The organism is Nocardioides pyridinolyticus, assembly GCF_054653575.1.
In genome coordinates this window covers 69,579-95,990 of sequence record NZ_BAAIFY010000010.1, presented here as the reverse complement: position 1 = coordinate 95,990, position 26,412 = coordinate 69,579, and the positions used below count along the sequence as shown (strand labels likewise).

Annotated in this window: 19 protein-coding genes; 10 read left to right on the top strand and 9 right to left on the bottom strand. The window is 72.9% G+C overall.

All coding sequences use genetic code 11. From position 1 onward, the window contains the following. Position 1: 1 nt before the first annotated feature. The 7 genes from mfd to ACYQ0U_RS11060 form a co-directional block, all read right to left on the bottom strand. Positions 2 to 3,559: a transcription-repair coupling factor gene (mfd, locus tag ACYQ0U_RS11090; RefSeq protein ID WP_459972811.1), complete on the bottom strand. Its 3,558-nt coding sequence runs from the start codon at positions 3,557 to 3,559 to the stop codon at positions 2 to 4. A gap of 145 nt (positions 3,560 to 3,704) precedes the next feature. Beyond that, complete coding sequence (locus ACYQ0U_RS11085; protein WP_459972689.1) at positions 3,705 to 4,469, bottom strand: lytic murein transglycosylase; 765 nt, start codon at positions 4,467 to 4,469, stop codon at positions 3,705 to 3,707. A 331-nt stretch (positions 4,470 to 4,800) separates the two neighbouring features. After that, on the bottom strand, positions 4,801 to 5,391 hold the full coding sequence (locus ACYQ0U_RS11080) for a glycosyltransferase (protein WP_459972686.1): 591 nt from the start codon (positions 5,389 to 5,391) through the stop codon (positions 4,801 to 4,803). Next, entirely contained in the window at positions 5,388 to 5,867 is a 480-nt protein-coding gene (locus ACYQ0U_RS11075) for a UDP-N-acetylglucosamine--LPS N-acetylglucosamine transferase (protein ID WP_459972684.1), read from the bottom strand. The genes ACYQ0U_RS11080 and ACYQ0U_RS11075 overlap by 4 nt, the downstream gene beginning before the upstream one ends. After that, complete coding sequence (locus ACYQ0U_RS11070) at positions 5,864 to 6,706, bottom strand: sulfotransferase family protein (RefSeq protein ID WP_459972681.1); 843 nt, start codon at positions 6,704 to 6,706, stop codon at positions 5,864 to 5,866. The genes ACYQ0U_RS11075 and ACYQ0U_RS11070 overlap by 4 nt, the downstream gene beginning before the upstream one ends. Next, on the bottom strand, positions 6,703 to 7,629 hold the full coding sequence (locus ACYQ0U_RS11065; protein ID WP_459972679.1) for a glycosyltransferase family 2 protein: 927 nt from the start codon (positions 7,627 to 7,629) through the stop codon (positions 6,703 to 6,705). Before ACYQ0U_RS11065 ends, ACYQ0U_RS11070 begins: the two co-directional genes overlap by 4 nt. Continuing rightward, entirely contained in the window at positions 7,626 to 8,609 is a 984-nt protein-coding gene (locus tag ACYQ0U_RS11060) for a sulfotransferase (protein ID WP_459972677.1), read from the bottom strand. Before ACYQ0U_RS11060 ends, ACYQ0U_RS11065 begins: the two co-directional genes overlap by 4 nt. A gap of 209 nt (positions 8,610 to 8,818) precedes the next feature. Between ACYQ0U_RS11060 and ACYQ0U_RS11055 the strand changes: the two genes are divergently transcribed. After that, the gene (locus ACYQ0U_RS11055) at positions 8,819 to 9,790 is read left to right on the top strand and encodes a hypothetical protein (protein ID WP_459972675.1); all 972 of its coding nucleotides are present in this window, start codon (positions 8,819 to 8,821) and stop codon (positions 9,788 to 9,790) included. A 5-nt stretch (positions 9,791 to 9,795) separates the two neighbouring features. On the opposite strand, the gene ACYQ0U_RS11050 is transcribed toward ACYQ0U_RS11055, so the two are convergent. Next, a complete protein-coding gene (locus tag ACYQ0U_RS11050; RefSeq protein ID WP_459972673.1) occupies positions 9,796 to 10,536 on the bottom strand; it encodes a LamG-like jellyroll fold domain-containing protein in 741 nt (246 codons plus the stop codon). 170 nt (positions 10,537 to 10,706) lie between these two features. On the opposite strand from ACYQ0U_RS11050, the gene ACYQ0U_RS11045 reads away from it, so the two are divergent. From ACYQ0U_RS11045 to ACYQ0U_RS11005, 9 genes are all read left to right on the top strand, one after another. After that, on the top strand, positions 10,707 to 11,654 hold the full coding sequence (locus tag ACYQ0U_RS11045; protein ID WP_459972671.1) for a sulfotransferase: 948 nt from the start codon (positions 10,707 to 10,709) through the stop codon (positions 11,652 to 11,654). Then, positions 11,651 to 13,021 carry a hypothetical protein gene (locus ACYQ0U_RS11040; protein ID WP_459972669.1) on the top strand — a complete coding sequence of 457 codons (1,371 nt, stop codon included), beginning with the start codon at positions 11,651 to 11,653 and terminating at the stop codon, positions 13,019 to 13,021. The genes ACYQ0U_RS11045 and ACYQ0U_RS11040 overlap by 4 nt, the downstream gene beginning before the upstream one ends. Next, positions 13,018 to 14,253, top strand: coding sequence for a hypothetical protein (locus tag ACYQ0U_RS11035; RefSeq protein WP_459972666.1), 1,236 nt, complete (start codon positions 13,018 to 13,020; stop codon positions 14,251 to 14,253). Before ACYQ0U_RS11040 ends, ACYQ0U_RS11035 begins: the two co-directional genes overlap by 4 nt. Then, positions 14,250 to 15,119 (top strand): sulfotransferase family protein, encoded by an 870-nt coding sequence (locus ACYQ0U_RS11030; protein ID WP_459972664.1) that lies wholly within the window; start codon positions 14,250 to 14,252, stop codon positions 15,117 to 15,119. Before ACYQ0U_RS11035 ends, ACYQ0U_RS11030 begins: the two co-directional genes overlap by 4 nt. Next, positions 15,107 to 15,937, top strand: coding sequence for a YveK family protein (locus ACYQ0U_RS11025; RefSeq protein WP_459972662.1), 831 nt, complete (start codon positions 15,107 to 15,109; stop codon positions 15,935 to 15,937). The genes ACYQ0U_RS11030 and ACYQ0U_RS11025 overlap by 13 nt, the downstream gene beginning before the upstream one ends. After that, complete coding sequence (locus ACYQ0U_RS11020) at positions 15,930 to 17,504, top strand: Wzz/FepE/Etk N-terminal domain-containing protein (RefSeq protein ID WP_459972660.1); 1,575 nt, start codon at positions 15,930 to 15,932, stop codon at positions 17,502 to 17,504. The genes ACYQ0U_RS11025 and ACYQ0U_RS11020 overlap by 8 nt, the downstream gene beginning before the upstream one ends. Continuing rightward, complete coding sequence (locus ACYQ0U_RS11015; RefSeq protein ID WP_459972658.1) at positions 17,501 to 19,066, top strand: oligosaccharide flippase family protein; 1,566 nt, start codon at positions 17,501 to 17,503, stop codon at positions 19,064 to 19,066. The genes ACYQ0U_RS11020 and ACYQ0U_RS11015 overlap by 4 nt, the downstream gene beginning before the upstream one ends. 134 nt (positions 19,067 to 19,200) lie before the next feature. Beyond that, on the top strand, positions 19,201 to 22,230 hold the full coding sequence (locus ACYQ0U_RS11010) for a lamin tail domain-containing protein (RefSeq protein ID WP_459972656.1): 3,030 nt from the start codon (positions 19,201 to 19,203) through the stop codon (positions 22,228 to 22,230). Positions 22,231 to 22,242: 12 nt separating this feature from the next. Next, positions 22,243 to 25,308 (top strand): lamin tail domain-containing protein, encoded by a 3,066-nt coding sequence (locus ACYQ0U_RS11005; RefSeq protein ID WP_459972654.1) that lies wholly within the window; start codon positions 22,243 to 22,245, stop codon positions 25,306 to 25,308. 25 nt (positions 25,309 to 25,333) lie between these two features. Here the strand turns inward: ACYQ0U_RS11005 and ACYQ0U_RS11000 are convergent, their stop codons facing one another. After that, the gene (locus ACYQ0U_RS11000) at positions 25,334 to 26,275 is read right to left on the bottom strand and encodes a hypothetical protein (protein WP_459972652.1); all 942 of its coding nucleotides are present in this window, start codon (positions 26,273 to 26,275) and stop codon (positions 25,334 to 25,336) included. Positions 26,276 to 26,412: the final 137 nt, after the last annotated feature.

Genomic DNA, 26,412 nt, shown 5'->3' with positions numbered 1-26,412 from the left:
ATCAGGTACTGGAATCGCGCGGGTCGAGGACGGTGTCGATCACCTGCCGGGCCCATTCAAGCAGGGCGATCCCGTTCAGCGGCTTCCCTCCCACGACGGCCGTCTGCGGGCGTGGCACCAGCACGGTCTGCACGGGCGCCTTGACGATCGACTTCGGGTAGAGCCGGTTGAGCCGGACCACCCGCGACTCCGGCAGGTCGACCGGCGCGAACCGCACGTTCTTGCCCGCGATCGTGACCTCGCCGATGCCCGCCTGCCGCGCCCGCGCGCGGAACCGCGCGACGAGCAGCAGCGAGACGACCTCGACCGGTGGCTCGCCGTACCGGTCCAGGAGCTCCTCGTTGATGAGGTCGACGTCGTCGTCGGAGCGGACCTCGGCCAGGCGCTTGTACATCTCCAGCCGCAGCCGCTCGCTCGGGATGTAGCCGTGCGGGAGGTGGGCGTCGACGGGCAGCTCGATCCGGACCTCGTCGAGCTCGGGCTCGCGATCGCCGCGGAACTCGTTGACGGCCTCGCCGACGAGCCGGACGTAGAGGTCGAACCCGACGTCGGCGATGTGGCCGGACTGCTCGCCGCCGAGCAGGTTGCCCGCACCGCGGATCTCGAGGTCCTTCATCGCGATCGCCATGCCGCCACCGAGGTCGGAGTGCTGCGCGAGCGTGGCGAGGCGCTCGTGGGCGGTCTCGGTCAGCGGCTTCTCGGCCGGGTAGAGGAAGTAGGCGTAGGCCCGCTCCCGGGACCGGCCGACGCGGCCGCGCAGCTGGTGCAGCTGGCTGAGGCCGAGGGTGTCGGACCGCTCGATGATCATCGTGTTCGCGTTGGACACGTCGAGGCCGGACTCCACGAGGGTGGTGCACACGAGCACGTCGAAGCGCTTCTCCCAGAAGTCGAGCATCACCTGTTCGAGCTGCTTCTCGTTCATCTGGCCGTGGGCGGTGGCGACGCGCGCCTCCGGGACGAGCTCGCGGATCCGGCCGGCGGCCTTCTCGATCGAGTTGACCCGGTTGTGGATGTAGAAGACCTGGCCCTCGCGCAGCAGCTCGCGGCGCACGGCGGCGATGACCTGCCGGTCCTCGTAGGCGCCGACGTAGGTGAGGACCGGGTGCCGCTCCTCGGGAGGGGTGGTGATCGTGGACATCTCCCGGATGCCGGTGATCGCCATCTCGAGCGTGCGCGGGATGGGCGTCGCGGACATCGACAGCACGTCGACGCTCGTCCGCAGGCGCTTCATCTGCTCCTTGTGCTCGACGCCGAACCGCTGCTCCTCGTCCACGATGATCAGGCCGAGGTCCTTGAACCGGGTGTCGGGGTTGAGCAGGCGGTGGGTGCCGACCACGATGTCGATCGAGCCGTCGGCCATGCCGGCCATGACCTCACGCGCCTCGGCGTCGGTCTGGAAGCGGCTCAGCCCCTTGAGCACGACGGGGAAGCCGCTCATCCGCTCGGCGAAGGTCCCGAGGTGCTGGGTGACGAGGAGTGTGGTCGGCACGAGCACCGCGACCTGCTTGCCGTCCTGGACCGCCTTGAACGCGGCGCGCACGGCGATCTCGGTCTTGCCGTAGCCGACGTCGCCGCAGACCAGCCGGTCCATGGGGACCTGCCGCATCATGTCGCCCTTGACCTCGTCGACCGTGCTCAGCTGGTCGGGCGTCTCCTGGAACGGGAAGGCGTCCTCCAGCTCGCGCTGCCAGGGCGTGTCGGGGCCGAAGGCGTAGCCCTGGGTGGCCTGCCGGGCGGCGTACAGCTTGATCAGCTCGGCGGCGATCTCCCGCACGGCCTTGCGGGCCTTGTTCTTGCGCTTGGTCCAGTCGGCGCCGCCGAGCCGGTCGAGCGAGGGCTGCTCGCCTCCGACGTAGCGCGTCACCTGGTCCAGCGCGTCGGCCGGCACGTAGAGGCGGTCCGGCGGGCCGCCGCGCTTGGAGGCGCCGTACTCGAGCACGAGGTACTCGCGGACCGCTCCCCCGACCTCGCGCTGCTTCATCTCCACGAAGCGCCCGACGCCGTGCTGCTCGTGCACGACGTAGTCGCCCGCGCTCAGCTCGAGCGGGTCGATCTGCCGCTTGCGGCGCGCCGGCATGCGGCGCATGTCCCGGGTCGAGGCCTTCTGGCCGGACAGGTCCTCGCCGGTGAGGACGACGAGCCGGTTGCGGTCGTCGACGAACCCGTGTGCGGTCGCGCCACAGGTCACGGTCACCACGTCGGTGGTGAGATCGCGCGCCTCCTGCAGGTCCTCGGTGATGCGTGCCGGCACGTCGTGCTCGGCCAGCACCTCGCGCATCCGCTCGGCCGGGCCGTGGCCGGCGTGCAGCACGACCACGCGGTAGCCGTCCTGGCGCCAGCGGTCGATGTCGCCGATCGCCCGCTCGATCTCGCCCCGGTAGGCGTCGGCGGGCTTGGCCGGGAGCGACCGGCTCGGGACGGCATCCACGTCGATGACAGGCCCCGGCTGATCGGCGTCGTCGATGCCGAACGGGCTGACGGTCCACCACGGCGTGCCGGCCGCGATGGTGTGCTCGCGCACGTCGCCGAGAGAGCGGTACGACGCCGCTCCGAGGTCGATCGGCGCCGTACCCCCGCCCGCGGCGGCCGCCCAGCTCGCCCCGAGGAACTCCTCGCTGGTCGCGACCAGGTCGTGCGCGCGGGTCCGGGCGCGCTCGGGGTCGAGCACGAGCACGTGGGTGTCGTCGGGCATGAGGTCGACGAGCAGCTCCATCTCGTCGACGAGCACCGGCGAGAGGGACTCCATGCCCTCGACCGCGATGCCGGCGGCGATCTTGTCGGTGAGCTCGAGCAGCTGCGGGTGCTGACGACCCAGCTCGGCGGCGCGCTCGCGCACCTCGTCGGTGAGCAGCAGCTCGCGGCACGGCGGCGCCCAGAGTCGCTCGACCTTCTCCAGCGTGCGCTGGTCCGCGACCGAGAACGACCGGATCTCCTCGACGTCGTCGCCCCAGAACTCCACCCGCAGCGGGTGCTCCTCGGTCGGCGGGAACACGTCGACGATGCCGCCGCGCACGGCGAACTCGCCGCGCTTCTCGACCAGGTCGACGCGGGAGTACGCCGCCCCGGCCAGTCGGCTGACGACCTCGTCCAGTGGCGCGCTGGCGCCGGGCACGAGCTCGACCGGCTCGAGGTCGCCGAGACCCTTCACCTGCGGCTGGAGCACCGAACGCACCGGCGCGACCACGACCTTCAGGGGGCCGTTGGTGGCGTCGTCCCCCGGGTGGCGGAGCCGGCGGAGCACGGCGAGCCGCCGGCCGACGGTGTCGCTGCGCGGGCTCAGCCGCTCGTGCGGCAGCGTCTCCCAGCTCGGGTAGTAGGCCACGACGTTGGGGTCGACCACGTCGCCGAGCGCCTCGACGAGGTCCTCGGCCTCGCGGGAGGTGGCGGTCACCGCGAGCACGGTCCGGCCCTCGCGGACGAGCCCCGCGACGACGTACGGCCGCATGGCCTCGGGGCCGGTGAGGTCGAGCGCCTTGACCGCCCCGCTGCGCGCGTCGGCGAGCGCGTCGGCGAGCGTCGGGTCGGCGAGGACGGCGTCAGCCAGGCCGGAGAGGTGCACAAGGATCCCTTCGAACAGCACGGAAGCCCCCGACCGACGCGAGGTAGGGGGTGCTTTCCGAGTCTACGTCCCGCCGAGTCGGCGCTGATTCAGCCTCAGGAGCAGTGAATCAGCGCCGACTCGGCGTCGTCGACGTCGGGTGCGGTCAGTCGCCCGTGCGGGCGGCGTACTCCTTCGCCGCGGCGTGGACGTTGTCGACGTAGGCCTGGTCGTGGTTGTAGGAGAAGACCGCGTCCGCCCAGCCGACGGCGGTGGTCAGGTCGTGGCCGTCGGCGCAGAGGTACTGCGCGGCGGCGAAGGCGGCGTCGTCGAGGTCGTTGGGATCCGCGACGCCGTCGTCGTCGCCGTCCGCGCCCCAGGTCTCCCACGACGAGGGGATGAACTGGAGCGGCCCCACGGCGTGGTCCCAGGTGGGGTCACCGTGCCAGACGGTGCTCTCGGGGGTGGCCCGGATCGCCGCGAAGTCGGTGCCGTCCAGGGCGGGGCCGAGGATCGGCGTCGAGGAGTGGCCGTCGTCGCCGAGGGTGCGGCCGCCGATGGTGCCGTGGTGGGACTCGACCCACCCGATGCCGGCGAGCGTCGTCCAGCCGACGTCGCAGCCGCGGGGTTCGTTCAGCTGCGCGTTCGCATAGGCGCGTACGGCGGGCGCCGGGATGCCGGCCCGCGCGGCCGTCTCGGCGACCCACTGGGGGTCGACCTGCTGCGGTCCCACGGGCTTGCCGGGCTCGACCGCTCGGTCGACCTGCGGGGACGGCGCGGGCGCCTGGACGTACTCGGCGGGGTCGGCGACGACGACCGTCGGCGCGGCGAGGACGGTCTGCGACGCGAGGTAGCCCAGACCCGCGACCGCGACGAGCGCGATGCCCAGCCCCACGATGACGCGAGCTGCGCTGGATCTCGGTGGGGTCATCCGAGGCGGCCGTGCAGGCGGTCACTGGTCCGCGGGTCGCGCGGGTTGTGGAACATGGCGCCCAGTATCCCCGTGCTCGACGACGTGGCGACTCACCGGCCCGTCCGTGCCACCGCCGTGACCAGGCGTGGTCGGCCGTGGTCCGGGAGCGGCTCCGGCTCCGGCGTAGGGGGGTTGCCGAAGCACGAAGCCGCGGTGTCCCTCCCCGCCGGCCGACCCGGACGAACCGATGAGCCGCTCGTTGACCACCCGAGTGGCCAGACCCACGCTCCCGACGGAGTCGGGATCGGTCAATACCCAGAATTGGGTAGATCTCGCGCCGGGCCATCCCTCACGGGGCGGCCCTCACCCCCCGCGCGGCCGAGGCGGCCACGAGCCGGTCGAGCTCCCGGATCAACTGCGCGCGAGCGGAGTCGACGGCCGGGTTCGGCGGGACGCGAGCACGGGGGCCGTACCGAGCGGCCTGGGTGAGGGACCGGCCGACGGACTGGGTCACGGCCTGGGTCACGGCCTGGGCCACGGCCTGGTGCAGCGCCGCGTGGAACTGGTCGGCGCGGGCCACCGTCCGGACCACGCCGGCCCGCCCGGCGATGGCCGCGAACCGGATCTGGTGGCCGTCGACGTGCTCCCCCAGCGCCGGGTCGCGCGGGACGCACACCGGGACGTGGCCTGCGCCGCGGGCGTCCATGATCGTGCCCGGCCCGCCGTGGCAGGCGACCGCGGCGGCGGCTCCGACCAGGTCCAGCAGCTCGCGGTGCGGCAGGAAGGGGCGGCCCTCCGCCACCTGCGGTGCCCGCGTCGCACCGTGCTGCACCAGGATCCGCAGGTCCGGGCGGAGGCCGGCGACCTCGTCGGCCCACATCACGAGGCGGTCGAAGGGGTGGTGGTCCGTGCCGAGCAGCACGATCACGAGCGGCCTCACATCAACGGCCCCACGAGAAGGGCGTCCGGGTAGAACCCGAGCTGTTGCTCCCACTGCACGATCCGGCGCGTGGTGAAGGGGCCGCACAGGCGGCCGGTGAGCGTGGGCGAGTCCACCCGGTCGTAGACCTCGATGAACACCGTCGGGATCCGCAGCAGCCAGGCCAGCAGGAAGAACGGCACGGCGACACCGGCGCCTGCGCTGATGACGATGCCCGGGCGCTCGGTGCGCAGGACGTGCGCGGCGAGGACGAAGTTGCGCAGCAGGTTCGGCAGGTTGCGGGTGGTGGGCGTGTACGACTGGATGAGTCGCTCGTCCTCGAGCCGGTCGAGGACGTCCGGCGTGCCGGGACACACCCAGACCCGCTCGTGCTCGGCCCACCACGCCTGCAGCACGAGCAGCTGCGTGAGGTGACCTCCCTGGGTGCTGACCATCAGCACCGGTCGCTCGGCCCCGCCGGCACGCGTGCCGGTCATGGCGCTCCCCACCCCCACGACTCGCGCAGCCGGAGCCCGAAGGTCCGCTCGAGCTCACGCACTTCGGGGTCGAGCGCCGCACGCACCCGCATGACGTCCTCGTGCCCGGGGCGGACGGCGTCGCGGTCGATCGGCTGGTAGAGGACCCGATGCACGGTCGAGGAGCGCTTGACCGCGCCCACCAGCCGGGCGCCGTCGTGCTCACGCACCCAGTCGGCGGCCCGGCGGGCCAGCCACGCCACGCGCACGGAGCGGGCCCGCGCCGCCGGAAGCCGGGCGGCGAGGTCCTCGGGCGAGAGCGGCATCCGCGCGACCCCGAGGAAGTCCGTCACGTTGTCCAGGAACAGCTGGGGGTCGGCGACCAGGTCGTCGAAGAGCGCCACCAGGACCGACTCCCGGGGGAACCTCTCGAGGAAGCGGCCGAGCCCGGTGGCGTACCGACCGTGGTCGAGCAGCTCGGGACGGCTGCGGAGTGCCTCCGCGAAGGTGTCCGGCCCGATGCCGTGCTTGCGCATGTAGAGGTAGGACGACCAGGCCCGCTCGACCGGGTCGCGCAGGCACACCATGACGCGGACGTCGTCGAGGGTGGAGCGGATGCGCTCGGCGGCCGCCGGGTGGAACAGGTAGTCCTGGCAGATCTCGCCGACGACCTTCTCGTCCCGGGCGTCGCGGAACTGCTCGGCGTACCAGCCCATCCCCCGGTCGAAGTACCGGTCGTAGAAGTAGAGGTCCTTGGCGGGCGTCAGGTAGACGTCGGGGTGTCGCATGAGGGTCTCGTGGAGCCACGACGACCCCGCCTTGTCCGGCCCCACGTAGAGGAAGTTGGGAAGGCGGCTCACGACAGCCCCCGTCCCAGCCGGCGCGCGGCGGTGAGCATCCGGCCCGGCTCGACGCCGGGCCCTGCGACCATCAGCGCCAGCCAGGCGTGGGGTGCGGCCGGGTACGTGCAGAGCGCCCGGCCGGCGAGTCGAGCCCCCCGTGCGCGCTCGCCCCCCGCGGCACGCGCGTAGGCGATCTGTCCGAGGATCCGGGCGTGGCCGCGGCGGGTGTGGCGGAAGTCGGGGTGCTTGTCGAGCAGGTACTCCAGTGCCGTGGCGGTGTTCGAGGAGCGGTCGCGGAACCAGGAGGGGACGTCCTTGCGGATGTCGGCCAGGATCTCGGGCACCGCGCCGACCGGGCCGACCCGGGTGGCCCGGAGCAGCCAGTCGTAGTCCTCGCCGTACCCGAACGGGAGGTCCTCGTCGTAGAAGCCCACCTCCTCGAACGCGGACCGCCGGATCATCAGCGTCGAGCTGTGCAGCTCCTTCACCCGGTTGCCGAGCAGCCGCTCGTGGGTCACGAGCTCCGCGCGCGCCGGCCAGTCGACGTCGCCCCGCTCGCCCATGAGCAGCCGGATCCCCGCACCGACCGCGAGCAGGTCGGGGTCCGCCAGGAGGCGGGCGACCTGCAGGCGGACCTTCGCCGGGTGCCACAGGTCGTCGTCGTCGCAGCTCGCGACGAGCTCACCGTGCGAGGCCAGGACGCCGGTGTTGCGCGAGCCGCAGAGACCGCCGGTGCGATCGTTGACCACCGAGACGACGGCCCGGTCCGGGGCGGCCAGGCCCGTCGGGCGGGGGTCGATCTCCTCGCGGTCGTGGACGACCAGGATCTCCATCGGTCCGGCGTAGTCCTGCGCGACGATCGTCGCGACGGTCTCCAGCAGCAGCTCGGGCCGGCCGTGCGTGGGGACGACGACGCTCACCAGCGGCAGGTGCCGGGTCACCACGCGCTCCTCTCCACGACCGGCGCCGGTCGTGCTCCCGTCCGGGGGCCGCCGCCGGAGTAGCCGTAGGACACGAGCAGCGGAAGCGTGAGTGCCGTGACCGCGGCCTTGGCGGTCGGCGGCATCGCGGCCCGCCAGCCGTCGTCCCGGCGCAGCTCGACCGGACCGGAGCGGAAGCGCGAGGGGTTGCCCGACAGACCGTGGCTCGGCGCGAGGAAGACCTCCGCGCCGACGACCGGAGGAAGGTCCCGCGGCGAGAGCGGCAGTCCCAGTACGGCGGTGGCGCCGACGAGCGTGCCGACGGGGTCGGCCACGAAGTCCTCGTAGCGCAGCCGCGCCGAGGGCGCGCCGCCCCACCGGGCGATCGCCTCCATCTCGAGCTGCAGCGCGCTCCACTGGGCAGCGGACCGCCGGATCGGGACCCGCCACATCTCGGCGCTGCCGGAGGTGACCTGGGGGCGGTCGACGTGCCGGGTCCACGACCAGGCGACGGCCCGCGGGTCGCGGACGACGTTGAGCATCCGCAGGTCGATGCCGGCCGCTCCCGCCAGAGCCTGCCCCAGCGCTGGGCCCTTCGACGCGTCCACGATCACGGCGGAGCCCGTCACCGCGGCCACGGCCTGGTAGATCCGGGCGTACGCGTCGCGCAGCTCGGCGATCCCCGACGGTCGCGCCGCCGCCCGGCCGAGCAGGCGCGGCAGGTGCCGCTGGCGGGCGGCCGACCGCTGGAGCTCGCTCAGCCGGTCCAGCACGTCCTCGCGCCAGCCACCGAAGGCGGTCGCGCCGACCTCGTTCCAGACCGGGCACCGTGAGAACGGCTCACCGCACCCACAACGCTCGTCCGACCGCGCCACGCTCCGGGCGAGGTCGACGAGCTCACCGACGTTCACCCAGCCCGGCGCCGCCCCCAGCATGCGCTCGACCAGCGTCGAACCCGACCGGCCGAAGCCGCCCAGGTACACGACCGTGATCCGTGCCATCCCAGCCCCCTGGCTCCTCCGTCCGACGCGGCGACGGACACCGTGCCGCTGCTGTTGGACAGACTTCTCCGGGCATCAGCGACGCCGGGCGCGGGCGGCTCGAGACTCCCTGAAATGCGGTACGGCTCCGGACCCGCCTTCTCCCCTGTTTTCGGGTGATCCGGCACCCGTCCCTACCGCGGGCCCGGTGAGGGGAGACCGTCGAACGCATGGCGCTCGCACGTCGCGAGGTGCTCGGCCTCGGCGCAGCCCTCGCACTCTCGTCCGCTGCTGCGGCCTGCGGCGCGTCCGACCAGCAGCGCCACCCGGCCTCGGCGCCGCCGTCGTCGTCTCCCGCGGCCACCGAGCTGCTGCCGCCCGCGCCCGGCCGCATGTACTACGGCGCCTCGGTCCCCTTCGACCGGTCGGTTCCGGCCTGGGAGCAGGAGCTCGGCGCGGTGCTCGCCGTCCACCGGTCCTACTTCGGCACCGAGGCCGACGAGGCCGACGAGCTGGTCGCGCAGTGCCGACTCGACCAGGTCGAGGGGCGACTGCCGCACGTGTCGATCAAGCCGAGGTCCACCTGGCGCGACGTCGCCTCCGGTACCCGCGACGACTGGCTGACCGGCATGCTGCGCCCCCTGGCCGAGCTCGGGTCGGCGGTGATCCTCACCGTGCACCACGAGCCGGAGAACGACGCGGGCCGCCCCGGGATGGAGCCTCCCGACTACGTCGCGATGCAGGAGCACGTGATCGAGGTGGCCGCCAGGATCGCGCCGCGCGTCCTGGTCGCCCCGGTCCTCCAGCACTGGACCTTCGAGCCGTTGCGCGACGACGCGGACCCGTCGGTGTGGATCGTCCCCGGGGCGGCGGTGTTCGGCATCGACGTCTACAACCCGTGGTCGCCGACGAACGGGAAGAGCTGGCGCAGCCTGGGCAGCAAGCTCGACGAGGCGGCTCCCTGGATCGGGGACCGGCCGATCGTGATCGGCGAGTACGGGTCCCGGAACGACCCGAGCAACCCGACCCTGGGGGCCGAATGGCTGCGGGACGCCGCCGAGTACGCGCTCACCCACGGCGTGATCTCGATGTCGTACTACAACTCGGGCGACAACGCCCCCGACGGCTCGTGGGCCCTCGCCGGCGCGATGGAGGCGGCCTTCGCCGACCTGCTCGCCTCGACGTGGGTCGCCCGGGCCTGACGGGCTCAGCGGTCCGGCTCCACCTCGAGGAAGACGTCGTCGATCCTCCCGTGGAACTGGTCGTCTCCTTCCGCGACACCGGGGCTCCCGATCCTGATCGGCGCCGAGCCGCCCACCAGGCCCGTCGGGACGGCGGCCCGGTCCGCCGTGCCGTCGACCTCGATGCTCACGCCCTCCGCGTCGCGCCGGCACGTCACGTGGTGCCACTCGCTGTCGGCGACCGAGACGCTGGACCGGACGACGACCTCGCCGGCCGCGGACCGGATCACACAGCTCGGCCGTCCTGCCGCGCCGTCCACCTGGAGCTTCCACTGTCCGTCCGACGACCCGAAGCGGCCCTGCTGCACGACGTTGGCCCCCGACGTCGTCTGGTCCGCCGCGAGCCAGATGCTCGCGCCGTACGTGAACGACCTCGCCCCGGGACCGAGCGACGGGTCGGGAGCGACCTCCACCAGCGCACGCGGGCACCCGCTCGCGGCGGTGCACCGCTCGGGGAAGGCGGCGGCCAGCCCGCGACCCGGGGCCCCGGGGACCAGGTCGACGGTCCCGCCGTTCCCGCTGAGGACCGCACCGCGATCGCCGCCGTCGAACGAGATCGACAGACGCAGCGCCTCTTCGTCGTGCGCGGACCTCGCGCCGCCCGGCGACGCCGTCGGCCGCGCCGGGTCGGGGGCGCCGGCATCCGGCCCTCCACAGCCGCAGGAGAGCGCACCCACCACGAGACCCACCACGAGGACAGAACGCACGCGGCCAGCCTGCGGGCCCGCACGCCACACCCGGCCAGCACCGGGACGGCCTACGCACTTTTGGGGATGTTGCGCCGGCGCCGACCGCCGGCCGCCCGGCCGCACGCCTAGCGTCCGAGGCTCAGCCCAGCGAGTGGGATCGCCGGGGACTCAAAGCCGGGGGTGGACCGATGCAGGTCCTGTACATCGCAGGCGTGGGCAGGTCAGGGAGCACGCTGCTCGAGCGGATGCTCGGCGCGATCCCGGGCTGGGTCAACGCCGGCGAGCTGAACGCGATCTTCTCCCGCGTGGCCATCCAGGACCAGCGCTGCGGGTGCGGGTCCCCGTTCTCGCGCTGCGGCTTCTGGCAGGAGGTCGGCGCGCTCGGGTTCGGCGGCTGGGGGGCCGTCACCGAGCGCGTCGCCCACCTCCAGCCGCGCGTCGTGCGCCAGCGCTTCGTTCCCCGGTTGGTCTCCGGGCGCGCGGACCGGGCGTACCTCCGTGATCTCGAGGAGTACCTCGACGTCCACCGCCGGCTCTACCGCGCGATCGCGGCCGTCTCGGGTGCCGGCACCGTCGTCGACGCCAGCAAGTCGACGGCCCAGCTCTTCGCACTGCGCCGGCTCGACGACCTCGACCTGCGGGTCGTGAACCTCGTCCGCGACTCACGCGGGGTCGCGAGCTCGTGGAGCAAGGCCGGGCTCCGCAAGCCGCAGTCGCCGGTCGGCGAGGAGATGGGCACTTACGCCCCGCACCGGCTCGCCCTGCTGTGGGCGACGCTCCAGCTCGAGTGCGCGGTCCTGGGCGCCCTGGGCAGTCACGCGACCAGGCTTCGGTACGAGGACCTGGTCGCCCGGCCGCGACCCGCTCTGGAGCGCCTCCTCGACGACCTCGACATCGCGGTGGCCGACGGGGATCTCGCACACGTGGGCGCCCGCAGCGTGCTGCTCGAGCCGAGCCACGGGGTGGCCGGGAGCCGCAGCCGGTTCACCTCCGGGCGCATCGAGCTGGCGATCGACGACGCGTGGCGCTCGACCCTGCCCGGTGGCGCGCGGCGGGTCGTCACCGCGCTCACCCTGCCGCAGCTCGTGGCCTACGGGTACGTCGGTTCCCGCCCCTCCCGGGAGCGGGCGGCGTGATGCCGTCGGCCGCCGAGGCCTTCGTGCCGCGCGCTGTCCCGGCGCAGGAGCCGCGGCTCCTGAAGCCGGGGTGGCCGCTGGCCCTGCTCTACCTGGGCTTCCCGCTCTGGTGGGCGCTCGGTCTGGCCCAGCTCATCTTCCTCGTCATGGCGGCCGCCATGGCCGTCATCCTGTACCGCCAGCGTCCTATCCGCGTGCCGCACCGCTTCGGCATCTGGCTGCTGTTCCTCGTCTGGATGGGAGCCGGCCTGCTGCTCCTGAGGGCCCACGCGCCGGGCACCGTCACCTCCTTCGGGCTCGGCCGAATCGCGGGCTTCCTCGTCTGGGCGGGCTGGTACGTCGCGATCACCGTCGTGATGCTCTACGTGGCGAACACGGCGCGGCAGGTGTCGACGCTCCGGATCGTGCGCCTGCTCGGCTGGATGTTCGTCGTGACCGTCGGGTTCGGCGCCCTGGCCGTGCTCGCGCCGACGCTGGAGTTCCCCTCGCCGGTCGAGCTTCTGCTGCCGCGGCAGCTGACGTCGAGCCGGTTCGTCCACACGTTGGTGCACCCGTCGCTCTCCTCCTCGAGCGACTTCCTCGGCTACGTCCAGCCGCGCCCGACGGCGCCGTTCCCCTACTCGAACGCGTGGGGCAACAACCTCGCGCTGTACCTGCCGTTCTTCGTGCTGGCCTGGTTCGGGCGCGACGCGGGCTGGCGCCGCAAGGTCGCGCCGTTCGTGCTGGTCGGCGCGATCTTCCCGATCACGTTCTCCCTCAACCGCGGCCTGTGGATCTCGCTCGCCGTCGCGGCCGTGTACGCCGCCCTCCGGCTCGCCGCCAACGGGCGGGCCCGGGCTCTGCAGGTGCTCGTCGTGGGCGTCCTGGTCGGCGGCATCATCTTCGTGTCCTCCCCGCTGTACGACACCCTCCTGCTCCGGGTGGAGACGCCGCACAGCAACGACCGCCGAGCGGGTACCGCCGAGACGGTCGTGTCGGTGACGGCGGAAGGTTCGCCGGTCGCCGGCTTCGGCACGACGCGCCAGATGCAGGGCAGCTTCAGCTCGCTCGCGGGGGGCGAGACCGAGGAGTGCCACCAGTGCGCCGCGCCCCCGCTCGGCACGCAGGGCTTCATGTGGCGCCTGATCCTCACCACCGGGTTCGGCGGCACCATCTTGTGCCTGGCCTTCTTCGCCGTCCAGTTCCTGCGCCGCGCCCGCGGCCCGTCACCCCTGGACGTCACGACCTGCACGGTCCTGCTGGTCGCGGTCATGTGCTTCTTCGTCTACGACTCGCTCGGGTCGGCCATGTTCACCGCCTTCATCGCGATCGGCCTGATGGCCCGCGCCGACGCCGAGGACGCCGAGGACGCCGAGGTGACGGGATGAGGCCCGTCGACACCGCGTCCGCGGCGTACGCCGCCGAGGTCGCTCGGCTCCTGTGGCCCGAGCCGTGGGCGGCCCCGGAGCTCACCCGCGGCCGGCCCGCGCCCGGGCACCGCGACGCCTACGTGTTCCCGAGCGCACGACGTCCCCGCCTGCTGGTGCCGGCGGACCTCCCCGGCTCGGCCAGCATGCTCCGCCGCCTGGGCTCCGACCGGTCGTACCTCGCCGGCCCGGCGCGACGCGTCCTCGAGCGATCGGTTCGGTCGCGGGCCTTCACGCTGCTGCGGTGGCCGGTGCTGCGCGTCCGGGCGGTGGACCCGGGGGCGGACTCGATCGAGCACCACCTGAGCGACCATCTCGGCACCGAGGTCCGCGTCGGCGTGCTCCTCGGGACCCGGCGCGCGAACCAGAAGCCGGTCCTGCAGGTGTTCCGGCTCGACGGCTCGGTCCTCGGGTACGCGAAGCTCGGTCACAACGACCTCACCGCGTCGCTGGTCCGGCGGGAGGCGGCCGCCCTGAACCGGATCGGCACCCTCCTGCCCCACTCGTTCCACGCGCCTCGCGTCCTCCTCCACACCAGCTGGTCGGGCCTCGAGGTCCTGATGACGAGCGACCTCCCCACCACGGGGCGCCCGGTCACCCACAGCGCCCTGCTCTCGGCCTCCCGGGAGATCGCCGGCCTGGGCGGCACGACCAGGAGCACCCTGGCCGGGAGCGGCTACTGGTGGCGGCGCCGGAGTGCGATCACCGAGCTGTCCGGGACCCCGCAGCACGCCCGGCTGAGGACCGCCGTCCGGGTGCTCGGGGCGCAGCACGGGACGACGCCCCTGACCCTCGGTGGCTCGCACGGCGACTGGGGCGCCTGGAACATGGGCATGGCCGCGGACGGCGCCCTGCAGGTCTGGGACTGGGAGCGCTACGACGCGGAGGTCCCGGCCGGCTTCGACGCCCTCCACTTCGCTGCTCAGCAGGTCCGTCCGGGCGAGCGCGACGAGCGCCGCCAGGAGGCCGCGTTCCTCGACGCGGTCCCGCATCTGCTGGACGAGCTCGGCGTCCGGCCGTCGCGCCATGAGGCCACGCTGCGCCTCTACCTGCTGGAGATGGCGCTGCGCTATGTGGACGCCCAGCGCCACGACACGACGCCCGCGCTGCAGCGGCGCACGGCGTGGGTGCTGTCCCTGCTCGAACGACGCCTCGACGGCGCCGAGACCACAGCTCTAGGAGGAACACCATGACGCTTCGCGCGACCGCGCCCCACCCCGTCAAGGCCGTCGGGAGGGCCGTCTCGGTGCGCGTGGGCTCGGCGACCGCGCCGCGCCGGCGGCTGCCCTCCTTCATCCTCGTCGGTGCGCAGCGCGCGGGCACGACGTCGCTGTTCCGCGCGCTCACGTCCCACCCGTCGATCTTCTCCGCCAACTTCCACAAGGGCGTCAACTACTTCGACGTGAACTACACCAGGCCCTTCGCCTGGTATCGGGGCCACTTCCCCACCGAGGCCTCGCTGCGCCGGCACGCGCGCCGAGCCGGGGCCGAGCCGGTCACCTTCGAGGCCAGCGGCTACTACATGTTCCACCCGTGCGCCGCAGAGCGGATCGCACGGCACCTCCCCGACGTACGCATCCTGGCCATGCTGCGCGATCCGGTGGAGCGTGCCTACTCCGCCTGGAAGCACGAAGCCGCCCGGGGCTACGAGACCGAGTCCTTCGAGCGCGCGCTCGAGCTCGAGGAGGAGCGCCTCACCGGCGAGGTCCACCGGATCCAGGCCGACCCCGCCTACTACAGCTTCTCCCACCGCCACCACGCCTACCTCGGGCGCGGCGAGTACGTCGCGCAGCTGCGGCGGATCCTCGACCTCTTCCCGGCGGACCGACTGCACGTGATCGACAGCGAGACGTTCTTCGAGCGGCCCGAGACGACGTACGCGGGGGTCCTCGACTTCCTCGGGTTGCCGGTCGTGCTCCCCGATCGGTTCGACCGCTGGAACGGCCGGCCGAGCTCGCCGATGGCGGTGGCCACCCGTGCCGCCCTGCGCGAGCACTTCGCCGGCCCCGACGCGGCGCTGGCCGACCTGCTGGGACGGAGACCCGCATGGCTGCCGTGACCGCCGCGCCGGGCCTCCCCCTGTGGTCCGACCACACCGCGTTTTTGCGGCGGCAGCGACGTCTCCTCGGTCTCAGCATCGTGCTCGGCGTGCTCGCCGGCCTCGTGTGGTCGCTGCAGCAGCCCAGCGCCTACGCCGCCACCGCTTCGGTGGCGCTCGCACCCGTCCCGGTCTACGTCGCGCCGTCCACCGACGGGCTGGTACCCCCGGAGGTCAGCGTCGACACCGACGCCCAGCTCCTCGGCAGCGGACCGGTGCTGGACGCGATCGCCGAGGTCCTCGGCACAGACCCCGATGGGGCGGCCGACCGGCTGGTCGTCACGGCCACCGCCAACACGCACGTCCTGCACGTGACCGTCAGCGCCGACACGCCGGAGGACGCCGCGCGGGCGGCGAACGCGGCGGTCGCCGCCCTCGCCGACGTCCGCCGGCAGGCGCTCGGTGCGCTCGACGAGAACCAGCTGCGCTATCTCCGGATGGTCCTCGACAACCACGACGTCGCACCCGACCAGGACGACGGTAAGACCATCGTGTTCCCCCTGGAGGACGAGCAGTTCGCCCGGATCGTGGGAGTCCGCGCCACCCTCGACGAGCTCGACGAGGCCCGGGCAGCACCGGTGGAGGTGGTGCGCCCGGCCGAGCCTCCCCGCCACGCCCAGTACGCCAACACCGAGGTCGCGCTGACCTCCGGTGCCCTGCTCGGACTGCTCGCCGGCTGCCTGATCGGTCGGGCACGCGACCACCTGCGGTCGTCCGCATCCCCGGCCCCGACCCCGACCCCGATCCCGACACCCGACGAGGACCACTGCCATGCCTGAGACCCCTGTCGCCCACGACCACGTCTCGATGGCGCGCGCCGTCAGGCATCACCCGGCACCGGTGATCGTCTGCGTCCTGCTCGGTGCCGTCCTCGGCTGGCTGTACGCGGGATCGGCACCCGCGACCTACACGAGCCTCGCCCGAGTCCTGGTGAATCCCGCGGTGGGGAACCCCTATGCGCCAGTGCCGTCGTCGGTGCGCCAGGACGAGGCGACCAGCCTCGAGACCGAGGCCCAGGTCGTGCGGTCCGTCGAGGTGCTCGGCGCCGTCGCGCGCTCCGACCCGACGCTCACCACGGAGGCCCTGGAGCGCGGTGTACAGGTCGTCGTCCCCCCGAACACCCAGCTGCTGGAGATCTCCTACTCCGCGGGCGACCCGGAGGTCGCGCGGGCGGCCACCGACGCGGTGGCGACCGCGTACCTCCAGAACCGCCGGCAGCGGTTCGAGCAGGTGAACCAGGCACGCATCGAACGGGTCGCGGCCCGCACCGACGACGTCATCCGCGAGCTGCGGGCGGCCACGGCCGCCGCCGAGTCGACCACCCGGTCCGACCGCTCGTTCCAGATCGAGCTCGCCGGCGCGCTCCGCAGCGAGCTGGTCAGTCTCCGCGCCCAGCGGACCGTGCTCGAGAACACCGAGACGCCCCCGGGCGAGATCATCCGCCCGGCGACCGAGCCGGCCAGCGCGGGCGGCCTGACCGCGCGCGTGCTCCCGGTGGCGGGTGCCCTGCTCGGACTGGCGCTGGGGTGCCTGATCGCGCTGGTGCGGGAGCGCACGTCCGGTGCGGTGCGGTCCGCCGTGGAGGTGGAGCAGGCGGCCGTGCCCGTCGTCGCGGCCGTGCCGAGGCAGTCCTGGCGGGCCCGGTTGCCCTTCCGCCGGCGTTCCGGCGAGGCGTTCGACACGACGATCCGTCGGCTGCGGGCCGCGCTGCTCGACATCGAGCCGAGGCCGGACGTGATCGCGGTCGCCCCGGCCGGCGCCGGCGGCTCGTGCGCCGAGGTCGCGGAGGCGGTGGCGGAGTCCTTCGCCCGGGCCGGCCACCGGGTGGTGCTCGTCCAGACCGACGGGCCGGCCACCCGCGGCGGGCTGGTCCTGGGCGAGCAGGGCCTCGCCGACGCGCTCGTCCATGAGCGCCTGGACCCGATGGACCTGCTGCATCCGAGCGTGGAGCCGTTGCTCTGCCTGCTGCCCAGCGGTGTGCCGACCGCGCAGAGCCGCGAGCTGTTCGTCGTCGACCGGTTGCGCGCCGTGCTGGCACCCCTCGTGGCCGCCGGCAACCTCGTCGTCCTCCAGGCGCCGGGCCTCGACACGGTCGAGGGAGAGGCGCTGGTCGGCGCGGCCGACCTCGGGCTGGTGGTCGTCACCCTCGGAACGACGAGGCCGCGCGAGGTCGAGCAGGTGGCCGCCGCGCCGGCGCGCACCCGTGGCACCGTGCTGGCCGCCCTCGTCGTCGGACCGCGTGACGTGACACGCCGGCGCGTCCCCGGTGCCGGAGGGACGTTGCTCCCGGGGTCCGAGCGGAAGGAGTCGGCCGGGACCGCGAGGATTCCCCGGGTGCGCCGATGAGGACATTTCCGGACCGAGAGGCGCCCGGACCGCGCGGACAGCTCCAGCGGCTGGCCCGGCGGGGGACGGCCAGCGTCCTGGGCGCCGGAGCCGGTGCTGTTCTCGGGGTGCTCCTGGTCGTTGTCGTCACCAACGGCTTCTCGGCCGCCGTCGCGGGAACGCTGTTCGCGAGCACCTCGGTCCTCCTGATCCTGGAGTCGGTCGCGTTCCTGGGCACGGACACGGGCCTGGTCCGCTGGCTCCCGGTGCGGATCGCGTCGGGGCGCGCCGTCGACCTGCGCCGTACCCTCGTCGTCGCGGTCGTCCCGGTGGCCGCGGTGTCCGTCGTCCTGGCAGCCGGGCTGTGGGCGGCCGCCCCCTTGCTGGGTCCCCATCTCGCCGGCTCCGACGCGGCCCCGACGATGACGCCCATGCTGCGGGCACTCGCCGTCGTGCTGCCCGTCGCCGCGCTCCACGACCTGGTGATGGCCGGGACCCGCGGTGTCGGGTCCTTCCGGCCCACCGTGCTCGTGGAGGACGTCGGCCGGATCGGGCTCCAGGCCGTGGGCGTGGTGGTCGTCTACGCCGCCGGAGGCGGACCGACCTGGCTCGCCGTCGCGTGGGCACTCCCCTACGTGCCCGGTCTCGTCGTCGGGACCGCGTGGCTGCGCGTCCTGGTGCGCCGGCGGATCACGACCGCCGATGCTCCGGCTCCGTGGTGGCTCCTGTGCCGGGAGTTCTGGTCCTACACCTCACCCCGGGCCATCGCTCGCGTGACCCAGACCGCGCTGAAGCGCTCGGACATCGTGCTGGTGGCCGCCCTCGCGTCCCCCGCCGACGCCGCGCTCTACACCGCCGCCACCCGGTTCGTGGCCCTCGGCCAGCTGTTCGTGCAGTCGGTCCAGCAGGCGCTCGCGCCCCAGCTGAGCGGGCTCTTCGCGCGCGGCGAGACGCGGGCCGCCAACGCGGTCTTCCGGGCGGCGACCCGGTGGAGCATGGCGGCCGCCTGGCCGCTCTATCTCGTCACCGCCGGGTTCGCCCCCGTCCTGATGCTCGCCTTCGGCGAGGGGTACGACGCCGCCTCGGACGTCGTGGTGGTCCTGTCGGTCACGATGCTCCTCGCGACGGCCTGCGGCCCGGTGGACGCCGTGCTCCTCATGGCCGGCCGGAGCTGGCTCAGCCTCGCGAACAGCACCGCCGCCCTCGTGGTGAACGTCGGCCTGAACCTGGTGCTCATCCCCGCCCACGGGATCCGGGGCGCCGCCGCAGCCTGGGCGGTCGCCATCGTCGTACGCAACCTGCTCCCGCTGTTCCAGGTGCGCCGGCACCTCGGGATGTGGCCGTTGACCGCCCCCACCGTGCGCCTCGGGCTGGGCGCGCTCGCCAGCGTCGGCATGACCGCGGCCGTGGTCGCCGCCACCGACCTCCCTCTCGCCGTGGACGTCGCCGTCACGGGCGCGGGACTGGCGGCCTACCTCTACGGCGTCTGGCGCCGGCGAGAAGCCCTCGGCCTCGAGGTCTTCGGCACGGTTCTCCGACGCCGCCCGGACCGCCGAGCCGCGAGCGCGGCGGCCGGGATCTGAGCCCCCGCAGGTCTTTCCCTGATTTCGGCGATGAGCCCTCCGAGGGTCCGACCTAGCGTTCGGGCCAAAGGACCTGGGGACAGTCCACGGAGGGATTAGGCATGCGCTCACCACGTTCACTGCTGGCTGCACGGGTGGCCATCACCGCAACCCTCGCCATGGCGACGATGGCCGTCACCGCTCCGCCGTCGACGGCCGCGCCCACCGACGTCGTGATCAACGAGCTGATGTACCACGCGCTCTCCGACCTCGACGGCGACGACTTCCTCGAGCTCCACAACCGCGGCACCACCCCGGTGGACCTCTCCGGCTGGACCTTCAGCGGCATCACGCTCACCCTGCCTGCCGGGACCACCATCGCGGCCGGCGGCTACCTCGTCGTGGCCAAGGACGCCGCCCAGTTCCAGTCGAGGTACGGCTTCGCCCCCGCCGCCGTCTACGGCGGCAACCTCGCCAACTCCGGCGAGACCGTCGCCCTGCGCGACGCCGGCGGCACCACCATCGACACCGTCAGCTTCCTCGACGTCGACCCGTGGCCGTCGACCCCGGACGGCCTCGGCCCGTCGCTCGAGCTGATCGACGCGAGCCTCAACAACGACGACTCCTTGAACTGGGCCGCCGCGACCAACGGCGCGGGCCACACGGCCGGCGCCCCCAACTCCGTGCGCCGCACCGGGCTGGGCCCACGCATCACCGGCCTGGCCGCGAGCCCGGCCGTGCCGGTCGCCAACCAGTCGACGACGGTGACCGCGACCATCACCGGCCAGGACACGGCGGTCCTGCGCTACCGCCTGAACTTCAACGCCGAGGTCACCGTCGCGATGACGGCCTCCGGCGGCGACACGTTCTCGGCGACGATCCCCGGCGCGGCGGCCGGGACGCTCATCCGCTACCGGGTCGAGGCGACGAACTCCGTGACGACCAGCCGGAGCCCGCGCGTCGACGACACCACCGACTACCACGGCCTCGTGGTGCCACACGGCCTGACGAGCGCCATCCCGGTGCTGGAGTGGTTCATCTCCAACGCCGACTACAACCTCATGGTGGCGAACCCGGAGGAGGAGATCACCCGGTTCGGCGCGATCGCCTACGGCGGTCAGGTCATCGACAACGTCGAGATGGAGATCAAGGGGCACGCCTCGCAGCGCGATCCCAAGGTCAGCTGGAAGTTCCACCTGCCGCAGGGCCACGACCTCGACATGGGCGGCCTGCTCCCCGACCCCGTGGACGAGTTCGACCTGCAGGCCGACTGGAGCGACAAGTCGCACGGGCGCAGCATCATCTCGTGGGAGGCCTTCCAGCGCGCCGGCATCGTGAACCACCAGATGTTCCCGGTCCGCGCGCAGCGCAACGGGGCCTTCCAGGCCCTCTACAACTTCAACGAGGTCTTCGACGGCACCTGGCGCGAGCGCGAGGGGTACGACGACCACCAGTTCTACGAGGCAGAGACGAGCGCGTTCAGCACCCGGCCGATCAACGTCCAGTTCAGCAAGAAGTCGCCCGACGACAACAACTTCGCCCCGATCGCCGCGTTCGTGAACGGCGTTCGCCTCACGGGCGCGGCGCAGCGCAACTACCTGCTCGCCAACGCCGACCTGCCCCAGCTGATCAACTACGCGGCGGTCACCGCGATCGTCGAGCACGTCGACTCCTCGTCGAAGAACTTCTACCTGGCCCAGGACCCCGTGACCGGTCGCTGGTCGATCCTGCCCTGGGATCTCGACCACACCTGGAGCAACGGCTGCTGCAACGTCGACAGCACGTTCGTGACACCGGCCGAGGCGGGCGACAACACGAGCGCGCTGATGCGAGCCCTGCTGGCCCAGCCGGAGTGGCGTGCGATGTACTTCCGCAGGCTGCGCACGCTGGTCAACGACATCCTCGCCAGTGGCCGGCTCGAGGCTCTCTACGACGCGCGGCTCTCGTCCGCCCAGCCGACCGCGGCCCTGGACATCGCGGCGTGGCCGTACCCGGCGGGTACGACGTACAACACCTTCCGCACCCGCCTGTTCAACGACCTCGCGGACCGCCGCACGATCTTCGCGACGGACTCGCGGGTGCCGGGCAACCAGCCGGCGGCCCCGAACATCGTGATCAACGAGATCCAGCACTCGCCGGCGAGCGGTGACACCGCCGAGTTCGTGGAGCTGTACAACCCGAACGCTCAGGCCATCGACATCTCCCGCTGGACGATCGGTGGTGGCATCAGCCTCGCCGTCCAGCCCGGCACGGTGATCCCGGCCCAGTCCGCGATGACCTTCGTCAGCAACGACCCGGCCTTCCGGAGCGCCTACGGCCCGACGGTGTTCGTCGGCGACCGCTACGCGGGCAGCCTCGCCCCGAGCGCGACCCTGACCCTGACCCGCGCGGACGGCTCCACCGCCGACACCGTGACCTACGGCGGCGCCGGGTGGCCGGCGCCGACCGCGGGCCAGTCGCTGGAGCTGAGCGACCCGGCCGCGGACAACGACAACGGGGCCAACTGGGCGCTCTCCAGCGGCTCGGGCACGCCCGGCGTGCCGACCAACGGGGCGCCCGTCGTCACCGTGCCCTCGGCCCCGACGATCGGGACGGCGACAGCGGGCAGCGCCTCGGCGACCGTCACCTGGACCGCGCCGGGCAGCACCGGCGGCGGACCGATCACCGGCTACCAGGTCCGCGTGGTCAACAACACCGGCACCCAGGTCGGCGCGCTGCGCCCGGCCGCCGGCGACGCCACCAGCCTGCTCGTCACGGGGCTGACCAACGGCACGGCGTACCGCTTCCAGGTCGCCGCCACCAACAGCGCCGGCACCGGCCCCTACTCCGCGCTCTCCAACGGCGTCACCCCCGGCGCCACCACGACCGTGCCCGGACCGCCGGTCATCGGGACGCCCAGCCAGGGCGCCGTCGGCGGTGAGCTGACCGCGATCGCTCGCTGGACCCCACCGACCAGCAACGGTGGATCGGCGATCACCGGATACCAGGTCACCGCCTTGAGGATGAGCTCCACCGACCCCAACGCCACCGTGCTCTCGCGGACCACCTCGCGGGTCCTCGGACCCGCGGTGCGGCAGCGCGAGTTCACCCTTCCGGCCGGCAACTACCGCTTCGAGGTCGTCGCCATCAACGGCATCGGCACCAGCCCGCCGTCCGCCCGCTCGGCCAACGTCGTCCCGCGCTGAGGGAGAGAAGCCATGTCCACGCGCCCCGCGAAGCGAACCGCACTCCTGACCGCGGCGGCGGTGGTGGCCGCCGGGCTGGTGGCGACCGGAGCGCCCCCGGCGTCGGCCGCTCCGACCGACGTCGTGATCAACGAGCTGATGTACCACGCTCTGTCCGACCTCGACGGGGACGACTTCCTCGAGCTCCACAACCGCGGCACCACCCCCGTCGACCTGTCCGGCTGGACCTTCAGCGGCATCACGCTCGCCCTGCCCACCGGGACCACCATCGCGGCCGGCGGCTACCTCGTCGTCGCCAAGGACGCCGCGCAGTTCCAGGCGACGTACGGCTTCGCCCCCGCCGCCGTCTACGGCGGCAACCTGTCCAACTCCGGTGAGACCGTCGCCCTTCGCGACGCCGGCGGCACCACCATCGACACCGTCAGCTTCCTCGACGTCGACCCGTGGCCGATCCGGGCGGACGGCCTCGGCCCGTCGCTCGAGCTCATCGACGCCACCCTGGAGAACAACGACTTCGTCAACTGGGCGGCCGCCACGAACGCGGCCGGCCACACGGCAGGAGCCGCGAACTCCGTGCGCCGCACGGGGCTCGCCCCGCGGATCAGCGGGGTGACCGTCAGCAGCGACAGCCCGGCGCCGAACCAGGCGGTCACGGTGGCCGCGACCATCACCGGGCAGACGAGCGCCCTGGTGCGCTACCGCGTCAACTTCGGTGCCGAGCAGACCGTCCCGATGACCAGCACGGGCGGCGACACCTTCAGCGCCACCATCCCGGGCTCCGCAGCGGGCAATCTCATCCGCTACCGCGTGGAGGCGACGAACGCGAACGGGACGAACCGCTCGCCCCGGGTCGACGACACCGTCGGCTTCCGCGGCGTCGTCGTGCAGGACGGGATCACGTCGGCGATCCCGATCTTCCGCTGGTTCATCGCGGATGCCGACTACAACGCGATCACCGGCCAGCCGACCGAGGACATCATCCGACCGGCGGTCCTGGCCTACGGCACGACGGTCTACGACAACGTCCTCGTGAACATCCGCGGCCAGGGCTCCGAGACCTCGGTGAAGCCGAACTGGAAGTTCGAGATGCCCCAGGGCCATGACTTCGACATGCCCGGTCTCCTCGTCGAGCCCGTCGACGAGTTCGCGATGCAGGCCGACGTCAGCGACGTCGCCCACGGCCGGTCGATGCTCGGCTTCGACGCCTACCGGCGCGCGGGCGTGATCAACACCCAGGTGTTCCCCGTGCGGACCCAGCGCAACGGCGCGTTCCAGGGCATCTACAACTACCTCGACCTGTACGACGGCACCTGGCGCGAGCGCGAGGGGTACGACGATCACCAGTTCTTCAAGGCGAACATCAACGCGTTCGACCCGACCGTGCCGCTGCCGAACCGGCGGTTCGAGAAGAAGACTCCGGACGACGGCGACTACGCCCCGCTGCAGTCCTTCCTCGACGGCATCGCGCTCGAGGGGAGCGCCGAGCGGAGCTATCTGCTGACGAACGTCGACCTCCCTCAGCTGATCAACTACGCGGCCGTGACCTCGATCATCCAGCACGTCGACTCGTCGACGAAGAACTTCTACCTCACCCGGGACCCGGACACGATGCGCTGGTCCATGCTCCCGTGGGACCTCGACCACACGCTCGGCAACAAGTGCTGCTTCACCCCGAGCAACTTCGTGACGCCCGCGGAGCCCGGCGACCGCAACAACCCGGTCATGGTCGCGCTCTTCGCGTCCCAGGACTGGCAGCAGATGTACTTCCGCCGGTTGCGGACGCTGGTCGACGACCTGCTGGCGACCGGTCGGATGGAGGCGCTGTACGACGCCGTCGTCGGCGTCGCCCAGCCCGAGATCGCGCTCGACTTCGCCCGGTGGGCCTACGACGAGAACGAGAGCTACGCCCAGCAGCGCAACCTGCTCTTCAAGGGCATCGCCAACCGGCGTACCGCCTTCGCCCAGGACGCCCGCGTCCCGGGCATCCAGCCGGCGAGTCCGGACATCGTGATCAACGAGATCCAGCACTCGCCGGCCGGTGGTGACGCCGGCGAGTTCGTGGAGCTCTACAACCCCCACGCGCAGGCCATCGACATCTCCGACTGGAGCGTGACCGGGGCGATCGACCTCGACGTCCAGCCGGGCACCGTGATCCTCCCGCAGCAGACCATGACGTTCGTCAGCAACGACCCCGGGTTCGCCGCCGCGTACGGGACCGGCGTCTTCGTGGGCGACCGCTACGACGGCAACCTCGCCGCCACGGGCACCCTCACCCTCACCCGCGCGGACGGCTCGACCGCCGACACCGTGACCTACGGCGGCGCCGGGTGGCCCACGCCGACCTCGGGACAGTCCCTGGAGCTGACGAACCCCGCCTCCGACAACAACGTCGGCGCCAACTGGGCGCTCTCGGCGGGGACGGGATCCCCGGGCCGGGCGAACGGCGGCGTGATGGTCAACGCACCAGGGGCTCCCACCATCGGCACCGCGACGCCCGGCAGCGCCTCGGCGACCGTCAGGTGGACCGCGCCGGGCAGCACCGGCGGCGGACCGATCACCGGCTACCAGGTCCGCGTGGTCAACAGCGCCGGCACCCAGGTCGGTGCGCTGCGCCCGGCCGCCGGCGACGCGACCAGCCTGCTCGTCACGGGGCTGACCAACGGCACGGCGTACCGCTTCCAGGTCGCCGCCACCAACAGCGCGGGCACCGGGCCCTACTCGGCGCTCTCCAACCCGGTCACGCCGGCAGCGACCGCGACCGTGCCCGGACCGCCGGTCATCGGCGCACCCAGCCAGGGCGCCGTCGGCGGCGCGCTCACCGCGATCGCCCGCTGGACCCCACCGACCAGCAACGGTGGATCGGCGATCACCGGCTACCAGGTCACCGCCCTGCAGATGAGCTCCACCGACCCCAACGCCACCGTGCTCTCGCGGACCACCTCGCGGGTCCTCGGACCGCTCGTCCGGCAGCGCGAGTTCACGCTGCCCGCCGGCAACTACCGCTTCGAGGTCGTCGCCATCAACGGCGTCGGCACCGGTCCCGCGTCCGCCCGCTCGACGGTGGTCGTCCCGCGCTGACCGGAACCCGGGCCGGCGCCATCGGTCAGACCCGCGGGATCGCGCTCCGCGGGTCGGCCAGCGTGTCCTGGAACGCCTTCAGGCGCTCGCCCTCGAGGACGTAGCCCTTGCCGCTGCCGTTGGCGTTCCACATGCAGCCGAACCAGACGTCCGGGGTGCTCAGCAGCGCCTCGCCGACCGCGGCGATGGTCTCGCCGCTGTAGCCGTTGTACTCGCCGATGCCGAGCGCGTGGACCTGGCCGCGGGACGTGAGGAACTGGCGCGCCGCCAGCACCCGCGCGGCGGGCTTGCTGTCACCGGGCTCCTCCATGGACCCGGACTCGTAGGTGTCGATCCCGAACCAGTCCCAGATCGCGAACATCTCGTCGGGGGCGTAGGAGGCGAACGTCGAGACCTGACGGTCCAGCAGCCAGCCGTTGAGCAGCGGTCCGACGCGCAGCTTGCCCTGCTTGAACTCGGGCAGCAGTTGCTTGCTGGCGGCGACGTACTCCTCCGGCGTCATGTCGCCGTGGGGCTCGTGCCAGAACGTCACGGCCGTCGGCTTGTCATAGGACGCCAGCCTGGCCGCCGCCTGCCGGGCGGCCTCGTTGAACCGGCCCGCGACGGCGCCGGCGACGTCGCCTCCCACCTTGTAGGAGATGACCGGGAGCTGGCCGGCGGCGTGCGCCTCCTCGACCAGGCGGATCTGGCTTGAGGCGCCCTTCGCCAGGTTCGCGAAGATGCGGCGGGCCGTCAGACCGGGGCCGACCTCGCGGGAGCGCTGCTCCCACTGGCGAGCGGGCGCGCTCATCCCGATGAGCGTGGTGCCCTGGCTCAGTGCGCGTTTGAGGCCGGTGCCGGGCCGGCGGGGCCCGAGGGCCGCGGCCGGGCCGGGAGCGAAGGCTCCGACGGCGACGGAGGTGGCTGGGCCGGCGACGGCGCCGGCTCCGACCAGCTGCAGGGCGCGACGACGAGAGAGTTGTTCCATGGGGGGACCTTCCGACGAGGGCAGGCGGCCTCCCACCCGAGCTGGCGCCGGAGACCGTCCTCTGGACAGCCGGGCACGCCGGTCGTGCGCGTGCTCCGTCTCTTTTCTCGTCCGGACCGGTGAAGGCCCCCCGGCCC

Coding starts and splice junctions, on each gene's coding strand:
- ACYQ0U_RS11085 (WP_459972689.1), bottom strand. CDS start 4,469: ATGACCCCACCGAGATCCAGCGCAGCTCGCGTCATCGTGGGGCTGGGC.
- ACYQ0U_RS11075 (WP_459972684.1), bottom strand. CDS start 5,867: ATGACCGGCACGCGTGCCGGCGGGGCCGAGCGACCGGTGCTGATGGTC.
- ACYQ0U_RS11060 (WP_459972677.1), bottom strand. CDS start 8,609: ATGGCACGGATCACGGTCGTGTACCTGGGCGGCTTCGGCCGGTCGGGT.
- ACYQ0U_RS11055 (WP_459972675.1), top strand. CDS start 8,819: ATGGCGCTCGCACGTCGCGAGGTGCTCGGCCTCGGCGCAGCCCTCGCA.
- ACYQ0U_RS11045 (WP_459972671.1), top strand. CDS start 10,707: ATGCAGGTCCTGTACATCGCAGGCGTGGGCAGGTCAGGGAGCACGCTG.
- ACYQ0U_RS11035 (WP_459972666.1), top strand. CDS start 13,018: ATGAGGCCCGTCGACACCGCGTCCGCGGCGTACGCCGCCGAGGTCGCT.
- ACYQ0U_RS11030 (WP_459972664.1), top strand. CDS start 14,250: ATGACGCTTCGCGCGACCGCGCCCCACCCCGTCAAGGCCGTCGGGAGG.
- ACYQ0U_RS11025 (WP_459972662.1), top strand. CDS start 15,107: ATGGCTGCCGTGACCGCCGCGCCGGGCCTCCCCCTGTGGTCCGACCAC.
- ACYQ0U_RS11020 (WP_459972660.1), top strand. CDS start 15,930: ATGCCTGAGACCCCTGTCGCCCACGACCACGTCTCGATGGCGCGCGCC.
- ACYQ0U_RS11015 (WP_459972658.1), top strand. CDS start 17,501: ATGAGGACATTTCCGGACCGAGAGGCGCCCGGACCGCGCGGACAGCTC.
- ACYQ0U_RS11005 (WP_459972654.1), top strand. CDS start 22,243: ATGTCCACGCGCCCCGCGAAGCGAACCGCACTCCTGACCGCGGCGGCG.
- ACYQ0U_RS11000 (WP_459972652.1), bottom strand. CDS start 26,275: ATGGAACAACTCTCTCGTCGTCGCGCCCTGCAGCTGGTCGGAGCCGGC.